Source organism: Pseudomonas sp. NFACC32-1 (assembly GCF_900101215.1).
Classification (GTDB): domain Bacteria; phylum Pseudomonadota; class Gammaproteobacteria; order Pseudomonadales; family Pseudomonadaceae; genus Aquipseudomonas.
This window is the reverse complement of record NZ_FMUL01000001.1, coordinates 852113-869812: the sequence shown is the minus strand read 5'-3', so window position 1 is coordinate 869812 and position 17700 is coordinate 852113. Positions and strand designations below refer to the sequence as shown.

The window sequence follows — 17700 nt, the reverse complement described above, 5'->3', positions numbered from 1 at the left end:
GACCGATCCCCATGAAAAAACACGTGGTGTTATACAAGGCCCTTTCCGAACAACTGATGGCCCGCCTGCAAGCCCAGGCCCAGGTGACCCTGGTCGAACGTCTCGATGCCCAGGGCCTGGCGCAACTGCGCGACGCCTTGCCTGGCGCCCATGGCCTGCTGGGGGCCAGCCTCCGGCTGGACGCCTCGCTGCTGGACCTGGCGCCAGACCTGCAAGCCATCGCCAGCGTCTCGGTGGGGGTCGACAACTACGACATCGACTACCTGACCGAACGCCGGATCCTGCTCACCAACACGCCCGACGTGCTGACCGAAACCACCGCAGACACGGGTTTCGCGCTGATCCTGGCCACCGCTCGCCGCGTGGTGGAGCTGGCCAACCTGGTCCGTGCCGGCGGCTGGCAACAGAGCATCGGCTCCAAGCATTTCGGCAGCGACGTCCATGGCAAGACCCTGGGTATCATCGGCATGGGTCGCATCGGTGAAGCCCTGGCCCAGCGCGGGCACTTCGGCTTCGGCATGCCGGTGATCTACCACAGCCACTCACCCAAGCCTGCGGTCGAGCAGCGTTTCAACGCGCGTTATTGCAGTCTCGACAGCCTGTTGCAGCAGGCGGACTTCATTTGCCTGACCTTGCCCTTGACCGCCGAGACCCACGGTCTGATCGACGCCCAGGCGTTTGCCCGGATGCGCCCCGAGAGTATTTTCATCAATATTTCCCGAGGCAAGGTGGTGGACGAAGCGGCGCTGATTGAAGCCCTGCGCAACAAACAGATCCGTGGCGCGGGGCTGGATGTCTTCGAGCGCGAGCCCTTGAATGCGGATTCGCCGCTGCTGCAGATGGACAACGTGGTGGCGACGCCACACATGGGCTCGGCCACCCACGAAACCCGGGAGGCGATGGCCCGCTGCGCGGTGGACAACCTGCTGGCGGCCCTGGCCGGTGAGCGGCCGGCCAACCTGGTCAACCCCGACGCCTGGAAAGGCTGAGTCGTCCTTCTTTTGTGGCGAGGGGATGGCGCTCCGCCAATCTTCCGTGAAAGCCAGCCTGATCGTGAGGGTGCGGCTCAGCTTGCTTCCATGCTGACGCTATGACCGTCATTGCGACCTGGTCCGACCTCACCTCTTGAATCCAAACCGATCACAAATCCGCACACCGGACAAAATCCCGTTAGTCGCCACCCCCCGCCATGCTTTAAAGTAACGCCCCCAGCCCCGACGTTATCCGAACGCCAGGGGCTTCCCTTTCCAGGAACAGTCATCGATGGAACATCGTGAAGCGCTGCTGGCGCTGCGAACCTTTCTTTCAACGCAGATTCTCGGCCAGGAAAAACTCATCGAGCGCCTGCTCATCGCCCTGCTCGCCGACGGCCACATGCTGGTGGAAGGCGCGCCGGGGTTGGCCAAGACCAAGGCCATCAAGGAGTTGGCCGAAGGTATCGAAGCGCAGTTCCATCGCATCCAGTTCACCCCCGACCTGCTGCCGGCCGACATCACCGGCACGGAAATCTACCGTCCGGAAACCGGCAGCTTCGTGTTCCAGCAGGGGCCGATCTTCCATAACCTGGTGCTGGCGGACGAAATCAACCGGGCCCCGGCCAAGGTCCAGTCGGCCCTGCTCGAAGCCATGGCCGAGCGGCAGGTCAGCGTCGGGCGCAGCACCTATGAGCTGTCGCCGCTGTTCCTGGTCATGGCCACGCAGAACCCGATCGAGCAGGAAGGCACCTACCCTCTGCCGGAGGCGCAGCTCGACCGGTTCCTGATGCACGTCAAGATCGGTTTCCCCGATGCCGCGGTAGAACGGCGCATTCTCCAGCAGGCCCGGGGCGAAGCCCTGCACGGCGAAACCACGCCCGAGCGCCGCGTGAGCCAGCAGGCGATTTTCTCCGCCCGCAAGGAAATCCTCGGGCTGTACATGGCCGATGCCGTGGAGGAATACCTGGTGCAACTGGTCATGGCCACCCGCAACCCGGCCAAGTTCGACCCGGAAATGGCCGAGTGGATCGCCTACGGCGCCAGCCCGCGGGGCTCCATCGCCCTGGACCGCTGCGCCCGAGCCCACGCCTGGCTGGCCGGACGCGATTTCGTCAGCCCCGAGGACATCCAGGCCGTGTTGTTCGACGTGCTGCGCCATCGCATCATTCTCTCGTTCGAAGCCGAAGCCGCGGGCATCGACCAGGACCGGGTCGTGCAGCGGATTCTCGACGTCGTCGCCGTCGCTTGAGCATGAGTCATGAATAGCCCACTGGCGCCCGCACCGGGCATCCGCGTCAGCCTGTCGGAGCTGATCGAGATGCGCCATCGCGTGCGCGAAGTGCAGTTGTTTTCCACGCCTGGCCAACGCAGCCCGCTGATCGGCCTGCACCACTCCAAGCTGCGTGGGCGCGGGGTGGATTTCGACCAGGTGCGGGTCTATCAGGCCGGCGACGACGTGCGCACCATCGACTGGCGCGTGACCGCTCGCACCCAGGAACCCCACACCAAGCTGTTCCACGAAGAGCGGGAGCGGCCGATCTTCATCATGATCGAGCAAAGCCATCGACTGTTCTTCGGCTCGGGGCTGACCTTCAAGTCGGTGCTCGCCGCTCAGGCCGCCAGCCTGTTCGGCTGGGCCGCGCTGGGGCACAACGACCGGGTCGGCGGCCTGGTGTTCGGCAACAATACCCATTACGAGGTCAAGCCCCGGCGCAGCAAACAGAGCCTGCTGCAACTGCTCAACCGCCTGGTGCGGGTCAACCAGTCGCTGCACACCGAGGGCGAGCCGGATCGCGACTCGTTCGGCATCGCCTTGCGTCGGGCCCGGGAAGTGCTGCGCCCCGGCAGCCTGGCGATCGTGATCTGCGACGAACGTGCGCTGTCCGACAGCGCCGAACAGCAACTGAGCCTGCTGTCGCGCCATTGCGATCTGCTGCTGCTGCCGCTGTCCGACCCATTGGATCATGCCCTGCCCGCGGCCGGTCTGTTGCGCTTTGCCCAGCGCGGCGCGCAGCTGGAGCTCGATACGCTCAACGTGGAGCTGCGCCAGGCCTATCGTGCCCAGGCCGAGGCACGCCTGGGGCGCTGGGAAATGCTGGCGCAGAAGCTGCGCATCCTGATGATGCCCCTCAGCACCCAGGGCGACATGGTCGAACAGTTGCGCGAATACCTGAATCCCGGACGACCGGGGAAAAAACGATGAGTAGCCTCGATCAATTGCAGCCACTGATAGCGCCACCGCCTATCGGTTTCTGGCCCCCCGCGCCAGGCTGGTGGCTGCTGCTGGTACTGTTGTCCCTGCTGGGCCTGGGCCTGTGGCAGTTGCGCCGCTTCATCCCGGCCAAGCGCAACACCGACCGCGCCGAGCAGCCCCTGGACCCGGTGCGCCTGGCCGCCCTGGCCGAACTCGCGCAACTGCCCAAGCCCTATGACGGCGCGCCGGCCGGTGCCTGGCTGCAACAGCTCAACGGGCTGCTCAAGCGCCTGTGCCGCAACCACTATCCCTACAGCCAGAGCCATACCCTCAACGGGCGCAAATGGCTGGCCTTCCTGGATAACCGCTGTCCGGCCGCCGGCCTGACCCGCTGGATGGTGCTGGTGGAAGGCGCCTACAAACCCGAATGCAAGCTGGACGACAAAGCCATCGCCGGCCTGACCCAGGCCGTCGAAATCTGGATTCGCAAGCATGTTTGAGTTCGCCTGGCCGTGGATCTTCGCCCTGTTGCCGCTGCCCTGGCTGATGCGCCTGGTGCTGCCGCCGGCCGACAGCGGCGAATCGGTGCTCAAGGTCAGCTTCCTGGAAGACCTCGAAGGCCTTGTCGGTCGTCGCGCCCGGGCCAGCCTGCCGAGCTGGCGCCAGCAGGCGCCCTTCATCCTGCTCTGGCTGCTCCTGCTGATCGCCGCCGCCCGCCCGCAGTGGCTGGGCGAGCCATTGCCGATTGCCGCCAGCGGTCGCGACCTGCTGGTGGCGGTGGATGTCTCCGGGTCCATGGATTTCCCCGACATGCGCTGGCAGGACGAGGAAGTCAGTCGCCTGGCACTGGTCCAGCACATGCTGGGGGACTTTCTCGAAAAACGCGAAGGCGACCGGGTCGGCCTGATCCTGTTCGCAAGCCAGGCCTATCTGCAGGCACCCTTGACCTTTGACCGCCACACCGTCCGGCGCTGGCTCGATGAGGCGCGCATCGGCATCGCCGGCAAGAACACCGCCATCGGCGACGCCATCGGCCTGGCCCTCAAGCGCCTGCGCCAGCGCCCGGCCCACAGCCGCGTGCTGATCCTGGTCACCGACGGTGCCAACAACGGTGGCGAAATCGACCCGTTGACCGCCGCCCGGCTGGCCGCCGACGAGGGCGTGAAAATCTACCCCATCGGCATCGGCGCCGACCCGGAGCAGAGCGGCACGGCGGGCTTTCTCGGCGTCAACCCGAGCCTGGACCTGGACGAACCGGCGCTCAAGGAGATCGCCCAGGCCACGGGTGGTCGGTATTTCCGGGCCCAGGACGGTGGGCAACTGCTCGAGATCAACACCACCCTCGACCAACTCGAACCGGTGATTCAGCAGCCGACCCAGGCCCGCCCCGCCCAGGCGTTGTACCAGTGGCCCCTGGGCATAGCCTTGCTGCTGAGCATGCTGCTGGTGGTCCGTGAGCGCTGGCCGGACAACCCCTTGCAGCGTCTGTTCACCCAGCCGCTGTTCCAGCCGGCCCAACATGCCGAATGGCGTCAACGGCTCAAGCGCCTGCGCTTGCGGAGGCGCCGATGATCAGCCTGTGGCCGCACTGGTTGCGCCCCGCTTTCGTATTGGTGCTGCCCCTGCTGGGGTGGTTGCTCTGGCAGCTGTGGCATCGGCAGAAACGGGTGGGCCGCTGGCAGATGATCCTGCCGCCGGCCTTCCACGCGGTGTTGCTCAGCGGCGGCAGCGGTCGGGAAAGCCGCTTGCCCTGGATCGCCCTGGGCCTGGGCTGGCTGCTGATGGTCCTGGCGTTGCTCGGCCCCAGCTGGGCACGGGTCGAACAGACCAGCCAGAAGCCCGCCGACCCGCTGGTGGTCGTGCTGGAGCTGACCCCGGAAATGCTCGCCACCGACGTGCCGCCCACTCGCCTGGAGCAGGCCCGGCGCAAGCTGCTGGACCTGCTGCATAACCGCAGCGACGCCCAGACCGCGATAGTCGTCTACGCCGGCAGCGCCCACACCCTGGTGCCGCTGTCGGACGATCTGGCCACCAGCGCCAACCTGCTCGAAGCTCTGGCCCCTTCGATCATGCCGCAAGGGGGGCATCGAGCCGATCTGGCCATCAACAAGGCCATGGCCCTGCTGGACCAGGGCGGGCTCGGCCATGGGCGGATCCTGCTGATCGGTTCGTCCCTGAACGAGCAGGAACGCCAGGGTATCCGCCAGGTCCTGGACGGCTCCGCCACCCGCTTGCTGATGCTGGGCATCGGGACACGCGAAGGCGCGCCGGTGGCCCAGGGCGATGGCAGCTACCTCAAGGATGCACAAGGCGCGATCCTGGTGCCGCGCCTGGACAGCCCCAGCCTCAAGGCCTTCATCAACGAGCTGGACGGCCGTTACCGTCCCGCGCGCCTGGACGACAGCGACCTGCGAGGCCTTGGTTTGCTGGAAGGTCCACGGCATCTGCGCCAGGACGGCCAGACCCTGCGCCTGGACACCTGGGCCGACCAGGGTTACTGGCTGCTCCTGCCGCTGTTGCTGCTGGCCGCCTGTGCCGGACGCCGGGGCTGGCTGTTCTGCCTGCCGCTGCTGTTCGTGCTGCCGCAGACCGGGCATGCCTTCGAATTCGAGGACCTGTGGCTGCGTCCCGACCAGCAGGGCCAGCATCTGCTCAAGCAAAAGCGTCCGGCAGAGGCCGCCGCTCATTTCGAAGACAGCCAGTGGCAAGGCGTCGCCCTCTACGAGGCCGGGCAATACAGCGAAGCCGCCCGGCGCTTTGCCGAGGGCTCCGACGCCCGCGCCCATTACAATCGCGGCAATGCGCTGGCCAGGAGCGGCGAACTGGAAGCCGCGCTGGATGCTTATGAACAAGCCCTGGAACTGCAACCGGACCTGCGCCCCGCCCAGACCAACAAGGCTCTGGTGCAGAGCCTGTTGAAAGAACAGACAGTGCCCCCGGACGAACCCGAGCCTGCCGAGAGCGAGGCATCGAACCCCGCCGAACAATCGCCCGGCGCCGATACGCCGCCCCAGTCTTCACAGGCCCAATCGTCCTCCGCCGAGGCAACGACACCGCCGGAAGAAGCCCAGCCATCGCCGACGGCACCGGACGGCGCCCAGGACGTACCGGGAAGCGAGCTGCCCGACGAACAGACCACCACTCCGCCACTGCGCCCCGCCGCCGGACGCAACGAAGAAGAACAGCGCCAGGCACTGGAGCAATGGCTGCGCCAGATTCCGGACAATCCGGGCGAACTGCTGCGACGCAAATTCTGGTATGAACAACAAAGCCACCAGGCCCAGGGAAAAACCCCATGATCCGCTTCACCGCCCAGTTCCTTGTCTTGCTGCTCTGGATCGGCGCGGCCCAGGCCGCGCAGTTGACCGCCAGCGTCGACCGCAGCCGCCTGAACTCCGGGGAAACGGTGGAGCTGACCCTGGAGTCCAACGACGCCACGCTGTTCGGCAAGCCTGACCTGGGGCCGCTCCAGGCGCTGTTCGACGTGCGCGGCACCCGCCAGGTCAACCAACTGACGACCTTGGACGGCGAAAACCGCGCGACCACCCGCTGGATCGTGACGCTACTGCCGCGCCAGAGTGGCACGGTGGTCATTCCTTCCCTGCAACTGGGGGAAGTGAGCAGCCAGCCGATCACCCTGCAAGTGATCGAAAGCGAAACCCGCAACGCCTCCGGCACCCTGGCACCGGTGTTCATCGAAGCCAGCCTCGACCAGAACCGCGTGTACGTGCAGGCCCAGGCGATCCTGACCTTGCGTATCTACCATTCGGTGTCGCTGTACGACGACAGCAGCCTGACGCCCCTGCACATCCCCGATGCCCGCACCGAGCAACTGGGCGAATCGCGCACCTATGAGAAAGTCATCAACGACGTGCGCCATGGCGTGATCGAGCTGCGTTACGGCATCTACCCCCAGCGCAGCGGCGAGCTGACGATACCGGCCCAGACATTCAGCGCGACCCTGGTCGAACCGGTGGCCAAGGGGGCCGCGCCATCGGGCCCCAAGCCCGGCCAGTTGATGCGGGTCAGCTCGACCCAACTGTCGTTGACCGTCGACCCCAAGCCCGCCAGCTACCCCCCCGACGTACCGTGGCTACCGGCCCGCAGCCTTTCCCTGAGCGAGAGCTGGAGTCCGGAACCGACCCACAGCCAGGTAGGCGATTCCCTGACCCGCAGCCTGACCCTCGAAGCCGAGGGCCTGGCCAGTTCCCAGTTGCCACCGCTGCCTGCCACGGAAATCAATGGCCTGCGCCGCTATCCCGACCAGCCGGTGCTCAGCAGCCGCAGCAGCGAACGGGGGCTGGTGGGCAGCCGCGAAGACCGCGAGGCGCTGGTGCCCAACCGCAGCGGCACCATCGAGTTGCCGCCGGTGGAAGTGGTCTGGTGGAACACCCTGGAAAACCACCTGGATCGCACCAGCCTTCCGGCGCGGACCCTGCAGGTGGCGAACAACCCCAGCCTGATGGTGGATACGCCGGCGGGCACGCCACAGGTGGTGACCACCGTCGACAGCGAAACCCTGTGGTACTGGCAGTTGAGCACTTTGCTCCTGGCCTGCACCACCCTGCTCGGCTTCGGCCTGTGGTGGCGGGCCCGTTCGCAGCCGGCGGTGCTTCGCGCCACCCAGGCCGGGCCGAGCCCTCGCACCCTGCTGGACGACCTCAAGCGCACCTGCCTGGCCAACGACCCCCACGCCACCCGCCAGGCCCTGGACGCCTGGGCCCGGCAGCAGCCGGAAACCCTGGCCGACATGGCGGCGCGCTTCGTGCCGCTGTCCGATGCCCTCGACGGCCTCAATGGTGCGCTCTACAGCGAAACCGGCCAGCACTGGCAAGGCGAAGACCTGTGGCGCGCCATCCGCGCCATCCCGCCCACCGAAAACGCGCAAGATTCGGCTGGCGATACAGGGTTGCCGCCGTTGTACCCTAAATAGCTCACGCATCCATACAGAGCAATCAAGCCAGGCACAGCACCTGTGGCGAGGGGATAAATCCCCTCGCCACGCAATTGGCTCCCGATTCGATCGGTACATCCAACGAAGTTGAGCAGGTCCTGCTTCCCATTTCCCAGTAAACTCTGCTTCTTTTAGCCGCCCCTCTCTTCACCGCGGCCATCACCTGTTTTCTGGAGTTTGCCTTGCGTCTGTTCCACACCTCCGATTGGCACCTGGGGCAAAACCTGCACGGCCAGGAACGCGATTTCGAACACGCGTGTTTCCTTGAATGGCTGCTGCGCCAGCTGGCCTGCGACAAACCCGACGTGCTGCTGATCGCCGGCGACATCTTCGACACCGTGAATCCGCCGGTCAAAGCCCAGGAACGGCTGTACGACTTCATCGTCAGTGCCCATGAGCAAAATGCCAACCTGACCATCGTGATGATCGCCGGCAACCATGATTCCGGCTCGCGGATCGAGTTGCCCGCGCCCTTGATGCGGCGGCTGCGTACCCATGCCCTGGGCCGGGTGCTGTGGCTGGACGATGGACAGCTGGACGTCGAGCGCCTGCTGCTGCCCCTGCCCGACGCCAAGGGCAAGATCAAGGCGTGGTGCCTGGCCCTGCCCTTCCTGCGGCCTGCGGAAGTGACCGGCGCGCAGCTGGGGGACGACTACCTGCGGGGCATTGGCCAGGTCCATGAATGGCTGATCGCGGCCGCCAACGCCAAGCGCAAGAAAGGCCAGGCGCTGATTGCCGTCAGCCATGCGCACATGGCCGGCGGTTCGGTGTCCGAAGACTCGGAACGCAGCCTGATCATCGGCAACGCCGAAGCCCTGCCCGCCAGCCTGTTCGGTCCCAGCATCAGCTACGTCGCCCTCGGCCATCTGCACAAGCCCCAGAAGGTCAATGGCGAAGAGCGCATCCGCTACAGCGGCTCGCCGATCCCGCTGTCGTTTTCCGAGATCGGCTACTCGCATCAGATCCTCGACATCACCCTGGATGGCGAAACCCTGGTCAAGGTCGAGCCGAGGCTGATCCCCCGCGCCGTCAACCTGCAACGCCTGGGCCCGGCTCCCCTGGCCGAGATCCTGGTACAGCTCAAGGACCTGCCTGACATCGACCTGTTGGCCGACATCCAGCGCCAGCCCTGGCTGGAGGTGCGGGTACGTCTCGACGAACCGCAGCCGGACCTGCGCCAGCAGGTGGAAACCGCGCTGCAAGGCAAGGCCGTGCGACTGGTGCGGATCGCCGCCGAGTACGCCGGCAGCGCAGGAGCCGGGCGTATCGACGACACGGCGCTGATCGAGCTGGATCAACTCAGCCCCCAGGAACTGTTCAGCCGCGCCTGGCAGGACACCTACGGCAGCGAAGTGGATGAACAGACCCTCGAGGATTTTGCCCTGCTGTTGCAAGACGTGCAGACGCAGGAGGAGCAAGCATGAAGATCCTCGCGATCCGCCTGAAGAACCTCGCCTCCCTGGCCGGGCCCTTCGACATCGACTTCACCGCCGAACCCCTGGCCAGCGCCGGCCTGTTCGCCATCACCGGTCCCACGGGCGCCGGCAAGAGTACCCTGCTCGACGCCCTGTGCCTGGCGCTGTTCGGTACCGTGCCGCGCCTCAGCCACACCGGCCGCGATGCCAAGGTGCCGGACGCCGACGGTGAAGTCGCCACCGGCGATCCGCGCACGCTGTTGCGTCGCGGCACCGGCGACGGCTATGCCGAAGTGGATTTTCGCGGCATCGACGGGCGTCGCTACCGCGCCCGCTGGGAAGCCAACCGCGCCCGGGAAAAAGCCGGCGGCAAACTGCAAGCCAGTCGCCAGAGCCTGCGGGACCTGGACAACGATCAACTGCTGGCGAGCCAGAAAGGCGAATACAAGACCCAGCTCGAAGCGGCCCTGGGCCTGAACTTCGAACAGTTTACCCGCGCCGTGTTGCTGGCCCAGAGCGAGTTCAGCGCATTCCTCAAAGCCGATGACAACGAACGCAGCGAGCTGCTGGAAAAGCTCACCGACACCGCGCTCTATACCCGCCTCGGCCGTCGTGCCTTCGACAAGGCCAAGCAGGCCAAGGAATCCCACAGGCAGCTGCAGGACCAGGCCAGCGGCGTCACCCCCCTGGCGCCGCAGGCCCGGGCCGAGCTGGATGAGCGTTTCAACCTGGCCCAGCAGAAGCTCAGGCTCCAGCAGGCGCAACTCAAGCAACTGGAGCAGCAGCACACCTGGCTCAAGGACCTGCACCAGTTGCAGGACGAACACGCCAGCGCCGCCGAACAGCTGCAACAGGCCCAGGCCGAATGGACCGCCCTGGCCGACGAACGCCTGAAGCTGACCCGCCTGGAACACCTGGCGCCCCAGCGGCATCAGTTTGTCCGTCAGGCCGAACTGACTCGACAACTGGCGCCCCTGGCGACACAGATCCAGCGACTCAGCGAGCGACAGATCGAGCTGAACGAACAACGGGCGGAACTGGAAAAAGGCCTGGAGGCGGCGCAACTGGCGCTGGTCGCGGCTCGACAGCAGAGCACCGACAACACACTGTCGTTGCGCCAGGCGTTCGATGAACAGAGCACCCTTGCCCGTCTCGCCACCGAGGTCAATCAGGCTGCCGAACGCCAGCAACACGCCCAGCAGGCCTGCATCGAAGGCCAGCGCACCATCGAGACCCTGCAACAACAGCAACGGCAGGTAGCCGAACGCCTGCAGCGCATCGCCATCGAGCTGGAGCAGAGCGGCCACCTTGCGCCTCTCAGCGACGCCTGGAATGCCTATCGCGATCGCCTTCAGCAACTGATGCTGATCGGCAATCGCCTGAACCAGGGCCAGGCCGAACTCGCCACCCTGGAACACAGCGCCGCCCGTGCCGCCGAGGACCTGGCGGCACGTCGGCAGGATCTGGAAGTGCTCTACAAGGAAGCCGGCGCCGAGCCCGAAGCGGTGGCCGAACAGATCCAGTTGCTCGGCACCCTGCTGCAGGACAATCGCAAGCAACAGCGTGCCTTCGAGGAGCTGACGCGCCTGTGGGCGCTCCAGCAAGACCTGGACAAACGCGCAGCCGAACTGGAACAACGCCAGCAGCAGGCGTTGCAGGAGCGTGACCGGTTGGTGCGCGAAGGCAGCGAAGCCAAGGCCGAGCTGGGGGTGGCCGAGCAGACCCTGACTGTCACCCGCCAACTGCTGGAGCGCCAGCGCCTGGCCCGAAGCGAGAGCGTCGAGCAATTGCGCGCGCAACTCCAGGACGACCAGCCCTGCCCGGTATGTGGCAGCGTCGAGCATCCTTATCATCAGCCCGAAGCCCTGCTGCAAAGCCTCGGGCGCCACGACGAAAGCGAAGAAGCCAACGCCCGCCAGGCCGTCGAGCGGCTCAATGAGAAAGTCATCGACCTGCGGACCCGCTACAGCGGCGTCATCGCCCAGCTCAAGGAACTCAGGCAGCAGCAGGAACAGCTGGCCGACCAGCAACAGGCGCTGAACCCCACCCTGCAAGCCCATCCACTGGCCACGCTACTGTCGGCCCAGGACGCCCCCCGGCGCGACGCCTGGCTCGCCCAGCAGAACAGCCAGCTGAACCTGCGCATCACCCAGGACGAAGAACGCCAGGCCGCCCTGCTGACCCTGCAACAGGACGCCGCGCGCCTGGCTCAACACCTGCGAGCCGCCGAAACCGCCAGCCAGCAGGCCACGCAGCACCTGGAGCACCAGCGACAGGAGCTGACCCGTGATCGCCAGCGCCTGGATGAGGAACTGAGCCACTTCAGCGCGTTGTTGCCCGCCGACACCCTGCAAGCCCTGCGCACCGAGCCCGCCGCGACGTTCATGCAGCTCGACCAGCAGATCGCCCGGCGCCTGGAGCAGTTGGAACAGCAGCGCGACGAACTGGGCGAACAGCTCCAGCGCCAGCAGGCCCTGGAGAAGGAACAGGACCGTCAGCAGACCCGGGCCCAGCAGCTGGAAGCGGCACAGCAACAACTCCAGGCCCTGACCGGACAGCAGCAGGCCTGCCAGCAGGCACTCAAGCAATTGCTGGGGGAACACGCCAGCGCCGAGCAGTGGCAACAAAGGCTCGAGCAGGCCCTGGAGCAGGCTCGTAGCGCCGAGGCGGCGGCCAGTCAGCAGCTGCATGAACGGCGCAACGAACTGGTGCAACTGGCCGCCGAGCTCAAGGCCCGGCAGGAACAGACCCAGGCCCTGGACGCAGAACTTCAGTCGCTGGCCGCTGGCATCGGCCAATGGCGCGCCTCCCATCCGGAACTGGACGACGCAGCCCTGCAGGCCCTGCTCGAACTGGACGAACAACATGTCGGCCCGTTACGCCAGCGATTGCTCCATGGCGAGAAGGCCGTCGAACAGGCCCGGGTACGGCTGGCCGAACGCGAGCAGCGCCTGCACAACCATCAGGCCCAGCACAACGGCAATCCATCGCCCGAGGCCCTGAGCGACGCCCTCGCCGAGCTGCAGACGCAGTTGGCCGCCAGCGAGCAGCAATGCGCCGAGCTACGCGCCGAACAGGTGCAGGACCAGCGCCGGCAGGACGCCAACCAGGCCCTCGCCCTGCAGATCGACCAGGCCTATGCCGAATATCAGCGCTGGGCACGCCTGGATGCCCTGATCGGCTCGGCCACCGGCGACCGCTTCCGCAAACTGGCCCAGGCCTACAACCTGGACCTGCTGGTGCACCACGCCAATGTCCAACTGCGGCAACTGGCACGCCGCTACCGGCTCAAACGCGGCGGCAGCATGCTCGGGCTGCTGGTGCTGGATACGGAAATGGGCGATGAACTGCGCTCGGTGCATTCCTTGTCCGGTGGTGAAACTTTCCTGGTCTCACTGGCGTTGGCACTGGGGCTGGCCTCCATGGCCTCCAGCACGCTGAGAATCGAGTCACTGTTCATCGATGAAGGGTTTGGCAGCCTCGATCCTGAATCCCTGCAGTTGGCGATGGATGCGCTGGACGGCCTGCAAGCCCAGGGCCGCAAGGTCGCGGTGATCTCCCATGTGCAGGAAATGCATGAGCGGATCCCGGTGCAGATCCAGGTTCGCCGCCAGGGCAACGGCTTAAGCACCGTGGAGGTAAAATGAGCCGCCCCACGCTCTATTCGTTTCGACGCTGCCCTTATGCGATGCGAGCGCGCATGGCCTTGCGCTACAGCGCTGTCGAACTGGACATCGTCGAGGTCAGCCTGAAGGCCAAGCCCGCCGAGATGCTCGCCCTTTCCAGCAAAGGCACGGTGCCGGTGCTGCAGGTCGATGGCCGGGTGATCGATGAAAGCCTTGAGATCATGAACTGGGCCCTGGCCCGGCACGACCCGCAAGATTGGAGGCTACGGGACGATGCCGACGGCCAGGGGTTGACCGCGGCGTTGATCGAGGAAAACGACCAGGTGTTCAAGCTGCACTTGAATCGCTACAAATACCCCGAACGCTACCCCGAATACCCGAAGGAGTATTACCGCAGCGAAGGTGAAGACTTTCTGCGCCGCCTGGAGGCACTGCTTGCAACCCGGCCATTCCTGGCGGCGCAGCACCAGAGCCTGGCGGACGTGGCAGTGTTGCCCTTCGTGCGCCAGTTCGCCCATGTGGATCGCCAATGGTTCGCCCAGGCGCCCTACCCGAACCTGCAGCGCTGGTTGCAGCGGCTGCTCGATTCCGAGCTGTTCGTGGCCATCATGGCCAAATAGCCAACTGCCCTGTCAGTCGTGCAGGAAACTCAGTAGTCGCTCCCGAGCGGCTTCCAGCTCGCCGGGGACCGGTTGGGCCGCGGAAACAATCGGGGTGGAATAGAGGAAAAGCAGCATTACTGCCAGACGCATTGCCATGGTGTCGTTCCTTGTCCGCTAAGGAGTCAATTTGTCAGCGTCAAATTTAAACACATGGCCATATGATATTACAGCGGGAATTTCGCAAACGAATGAAGCCTGCGATCTTTTCTCTTCCTCAAAGATGAAAAGATCGCAGGCTTCAGGGGTGATGCGGTATTTCAGTGTTGGCTCTTGTGGTCCAGTGCGGCGTAGAAATTGGCGCTCTGTTGCAGGTATTTCTCGGTGTAGGTCTGGGTGCGATTCGTCTTGTTGCTGATCTCGACGCTGGCGCTGGCAGGCAGTGCCACGGTGGCAGAGATGGCGGAAGCGGCGATCACGGAGAAAAGATTCAGGTTCATGGCGGTATCCTCGGATTCAGTTGGCTGACTTGCCCGGTTGGGCCGTGAAGCAAACTTACGCGCCGAGGCGTCTGGTCTTGAAATGCTTTGCAACACTAACCGATATCAATCGTCTTGATACAACGGCGCAGCCCCCGGAACACGGGGCTGCGGTCTATTGACGCAGCATGAATTTCAAATCGCTCGGTGCATCCATCGCCACCTTCTGCACGGTTTTACCCAGCAGGCCGGTCTTTGGATCACGCTCCAGCACCACGATCTGGTTGCTCTTCTGATTGGCGACCAGCAGGAATCTACCGCTCGGGTCGAGGCTGAACTCCCGTGGATGGTCGCCTTCCACGGAGCGCCGCTGCAGCTCCTTGAGCGTGCCGGCCGCCGGGTCGATGGCGAACACCAGCAACTCGTTGGTGGTGCCGCGATTGCTGACGTACAGGAACTTGCCGTCCCTGGATGCATGCAGCGCCGCGGCGGCCTTCGCTGGCTGAGGCTTGCCGGCGGCCAGGTCCACCAGTTGACGCTGGGTCAGGCGCCCGTCCTGGTAGTCGAACACGGCCACTTGCGCGGACATTTCCATCGTCAGCCAGGCGTGCTTGCCATCACCGCTGAACAGCAGATGACGCGGCCCGCTGCCGGGCGGCAGCTGCACGAACGCCGGGTCGGCGGCAGTCAGGGGCAACTCGGGGTTGGCCTTGGGGTCGTAGCGGTAGACGAACACCTTGTCCGCCCCCAAGTCATTGGCGAACACATACTTGCCGTCAGGCGAAGACACCGCCGCGTGCACATGGGCCGACATCTGCCGCTCGGGGTTGACCCGGCTCGGCTGATGGCTGCTCAACTGCACGACGGGCGACAGCTTGCCGTCCGCCCCCACCGGCAATACCGCCAGGCTGCCGCCCGGATCTTCCACCACCGAATAATTGCTGACCAGCAGGTGCCGGCCATCGCCGCTGAGGCTGGAATGGGTCGGCTCGTTGCCCAGGGACTGCACCTGGTTGATCAGGCTCAGCGCATGGCTGTCCGGGTCGATGGCGTAGCTGCTGACCTTGCCCACCGGATCCTTCTGGCCCGGCCCGTTTTCGTTGACCACGAACAGGCGGGTCATGTCGGCCGAAAGGGTCAGCCAGGAAGGGTTGTCTGTCTTGACCACCTGCAGGGGCTTGGCATCGAGCTGGCCGGTGCGGCTGTCGAACTGCAACCGATAGATGCCCTGGCTCTGGCCCGCGGTGTAGGAACCCACCAGCAACGAGTGGCGCTCATCGGTACTCGCCTGGACGCCCATGGCGCCAACACTGCTAGCCATCAGCAATGGCCAGAGACTACGCATCTTCATATTCGTCATCCTCGTCGTCGTGGCCGCTGGTGGCTTGCACGCACTCCAGATGGTGATCGCCCGAGTCGCTGCTGATGATCCAGTGCTTCGAGGCGTGATCGAAGGTCGCGGCCCGCATTTGCGTCGCGGTGAAACGCCAATGCTCGAGCGTGCGACCGTTCATGCACTCGACGTGCAGCTGGTCCTGCTCATCGAGGAAAAAATCGAACGCGTGCAGCCCATCGATGATCAGCATGTCGCATTTATCGAGGGCTTGCAGCAGGGGGGCGGTTACGGCAGTCATGGTGATCAGTCGGTCGTTGGGAAAGCAGCCATGATAACCCAATGTGTCAGTGGACCTTGGGCCATCACTTCAAAAGCGATGTCGACCGGACGATTGCCCGCGCGAGCAAGCTCGCTCCCACACCGGATCTTTTGTGAACACAGGATGTGTATTCACTGGAATCCTGATGGTGGGAGCGAGCTAGCTCGCGATGGCAGCCGTCCATCAAACCTCAATGCAACTGCCCCACCACACTCCTCAGAGCGCCTCGCGCCCCGGCACGCCATCCACCAGCCGCAGGATCCCCAGCGGGTTGGCATTCTTCAGCGGCTCCGGCAACAGGCTGTCAGGGTAGTTCTGGAAGCACACCGGGCGCAGGAAACGATCGATCGCCAAGGTGCCCACCGAGGTACCCCGGGCATCGGACGTCGCCGGGTAAGGCCCGCCGTGGACCATCGAATCACACACCTCGACACCGGTCGGATAACCATTGAGCAAGATGCGACCGACCTTCTGTTCCAGCAACGGCGTCAATTCGCTGAACCGTTCGAAATCCGCCGGCTCGCCGATCATCGTGGCGGTCAGTTGACCGTGCAGGCCGTTCAGCGCAGCGCTGAGCTGCCCCTGGTCGGCCACTTCGACGAACACGGTGGTGGGCCCGAACACTTCTTCCTGCAACGCCTCGTCACCGTCGATCAACAGGCGGGCATCCGCCTTGAACAACTGCGGCTGGGCCTGGTTGCCCTGCTGTTCGCGTCCGGCCAGGTGTTCGATGCCCGGATGAGCCAGCAACTTCTGCAAGCCCTTGCCATAGCTCTGCAAGGTGCCGGCATTGAGCATGGTTTGCGGCGCCTGGTCGCCGATCAAGGCGGCCACCTGCTGGGTGAACGCCGTGAATTGCGGCGAGCGGATACCGATCACCAGGCCGGGATTGGTGCAGAACTGACCGCAGCCCATCACCACCGAGGCGGTCAGGTCGCGGGCGATGCTCTCGGCGCGGCTTTCCAGGGCCTGTGGCAGGACGATCACCGGGTTGATGCTCGACATCTCGGCGAACACCGGTATCGGCTGGGGCCGCGCGGCCGCCATGTCGCACAGGGCACGCCCGCCCCTGAGGGAACCGGTGAAGCCCACGGCCTGGATCGCCGGGTGCTTGACCAACCACTCACCGACACCACCACCGTAGATCATGTTGAACACACCGGCCGGCATCGCGGTTTTTTCCGCCGCGCGGATGATTGCATCGGCCACGTGCTCAGCCGTCGCCATGTGACCACTGTGGGCCTTGAACACCACCGGGCAACCGGCGGCCAGGGCCGACGCGGTATCACCACCGGCCGTGGAAAATGCCAGGGGAAAGTTGCTGGCGCCGAACACCGCCACCGGCCCCAGGCCGATGCGGTACTGACGCAGGTCCGGACGTGGCAACGGCGTGCGTTCAGGCAAGGCGCGGTCGATACGCGCACCGTAGAAATCGCCGCGGCGCAGGACCTTGGCGAACAGGCGCATCTGGCCGCTGGTGCGACCGCGCTCGCCCTGGATCCGCGCCGCCGGCAACGCGGTTTCACGGCAGACCACGGCCACGAACTCATCGCCCAGGGCATCCAGTTCATCGGCGATGGCTTCCAGGAACTCGGCCCGGCGCACCGCGCTCAGGCTGCGATAGGCCGGATAAGCCGCAGCCGCGGCCTTGGCGGCGGCGTCGACTTCTTCTGCCGTGGCCTGGATGAAGTCATGGGGCAACGCCTCGCCGGTGCTGGCGTCGACGCTTTGCAGGCGAGTCTGGCCGGCCGCGCTACGCGCACCGCCGATGTAGTTGTGGCCAAGGATCTGGTTCATCGCAAGT

General features: G+C 65.3%; 15 protein-coding genes. 10 read left to right on the top strand and 5 right to left on the bottom strand.

Annotated features, from left to right (window positions below):
* The first annotated feature begins 11 nt into the window (after nt 1-11).
* The 10 genes from BLP99_RS03760 to BLP99_RS03715 all read left to right on the top strand — a co-directional run bounded on the left by BLP99_RS03760 (nt 12) and on the right by BLP99_RS03715 (nt 13783).
* A complete protein-coding gene (locus BLP99_RS03760; protein WP_072398925.1) occupies nt 12-989 on the top strand; it encodes a 2-hydroxyacid dehydrogenase in 978 nt (325 codons plus the stop codon).
* 274 nt (nt 990-1263) lie between these two features.
* Nucleotides 1264-2223 (top strand): AAA family ATPase, encoded by a 960-nt coding sequence (locus BLP99_RS03755; RefSeq protein ID WP_072398924.1) that lies wholly within the window; start codon nt 1264-1266, stop codon nt 2221-2223.
* A 9-nt stretch (nt 2224-2232) separates the two neighbouring features.
* Nucleotides 2233-3177: a DUF58 domain-containing protein gene (locus tag BLP99_RS03750; protein ID WP_072398923.1), complete on the top strand. Its 945-nt coding sequence runs from the start codon at nt 2233-2235 to the stop codon at nt 3175-3177.
* Nucleotides 3174-3668, top strand: coding sequence for a DUF4381 domain-containing protein (locus BLP99_RS03745; protein ID WP_092179762.1), 495 nt, complete (start codon nt 3174-3176; stop codon nt 3666-3668). Before BLP99_RS03750 ends, BLP99_RS03745 begins: the two co-directional genes overlap by 4 nt.
* The gene (locus BLP99_RS03740; RefSeq protein WP_092179760.1) at nt 3661-4740 is read left to right on the top strand and encodes a vWA domain-containing protein; all 1080 of its coding nucleotides are present in this window, start codon (nt 3661-3663) and stop codon (nt 4738-4740) included. The genes BLP99_RS03745 and BLP99_RS03740 overlap by 8 nt, the downstream gene beginning before the upstream one ends.
* Nucleotides 4737-6467, top strand: coding sequence for a tetratricopeptide repeat protein (locus BLP99_RS03735; RefSeq protein WP_072430540.1), 1731 nt, complete (start codon nt 4737-4739; stop codon nt 6465-6467). Before BLP99_RS03740 ends, BLP99_RS03735 begins: the two co-directional genes overlap by 4 nt.
* Nucleotides 6464-8101, top strand: a complete 1638-nt coding sequence (locus BLP99_RS03730) for a BatD family protein (protein WP_092179758.1) — start codon at nt 6464-6466, stop codon at nt 8099-8101. The genes BLP99_RS03735 and BLP99_RS03730 overlap by 4 nt, the downstream gene beginning before the upstream one ends.
* Before the next feature lie 203 nt (nt 8102-8304).
* Complete coding sequence (locus BLP99_RS03725; protein ID WP_092179756.1) at nt 8305-9546, top strand: exonuclease SbcCD subunit D C-terminal domain-containing protein; 1242 nt, start codon at nt 8305-8307, stop codon at nt 9544-9546.
* Nucleotides 9543-13184 carry an AAA family ATPase gene (locus tag BLP99_RS03720; protein ID WP_092179754.1) on the top strand — a complete coding sequence of 1214 codons (3642 nt, stop codon included), beginning with the start codon at nt 9543-9545 and terminating at the stop codon, nt 13182-13184. Before BLP99_RS03725 ends, BLP99_RS03720 begins: the two co-directional genes overlap by 4 nt.
* On the top strand, nt 13181-13783 hold the full coding sequence (locus BLP99_RS03715) for a glutathione S-transferase (protein WP_072398916.1): 603 nt from the start codon (nt 13181-13183) through the stop codon (nt 13781-13783). Before BLP99_RS03720 ends, BLP99_RS03715 begins: the two co-directional genes overlap by 4 nt.
* 12 nt (nt 13784-13795) lie before the next feature.
* On the opposite strand, the gene BLP99_RS26580 is transcribed toward BLP99_RS03715, so the two are convergent.
* The 5 genes from BLP99_RS26580 to BLP99_RS03695 all read right to left on the bottom strand — a co-directional run bounded on the left by BLP99_RS26580 (nt 13796) and on the right by BLP99_RS03695 (nt 17693).
* Nucleotides 13796-13921 (bottom strand): hypothetical protein, encoded by a 126-nt coding sequence (locus tag BLP99_RS26580; RefSeq protein ID WP_256327602.1) that lies wholly within the window; start codon nt 13919-13921, stop codon nt 13796-13798.
* Between the two features lie 161 nt (nt 13922-14082).
* Nucleotides 14083-14262: a hypothetical protein gene (locus tag BLP99_RS03710; RefSeq protein ID WP_072459544.1), complete on the bottom strand. Its 180-nt coding sequence runs from the start codon at nt 14260-14262 to the stop codon at nt 14083-14085.
* Nucleotides 14263-14416: 154 nt separating this feature from the next.
* The gene (locus BLP99_RS03705) at nt 14417-15592 is read right to left on the bottom strand and encodes a lactonase family protein (protein WP_072398914.1); all 1176 of its coding nucleotides are present in this window, start codon (nt 15590-15592) and stop codon (nt 14417-14419) included.
* Entirely contained in the window at nt 15579-15875 is a 297-nt protein-coding gene (locus BLP99_RS03700) for a DUF5629 family protein (protein ID WP_072398948.1), read from the bottom strand. Before BLP99_RS03700 ends, BLP99_RS03705 begins: the two co-directional genes overlap by 14 nt.
* 237 nt (nt 15876-16112) lie before the next feature.
* Entirely contained in the window at nt 16113-17693 is a 1581-nt protein-coding gene (locus tag BLP99_RS03695) for an aldehyde dehydrogenase (NADP(+)) (RefSeq protein ID WP_072398913.1), read from the bottom strand.
* Nucleotides 17694-17700: the final 7 nt, after the last annotated feature.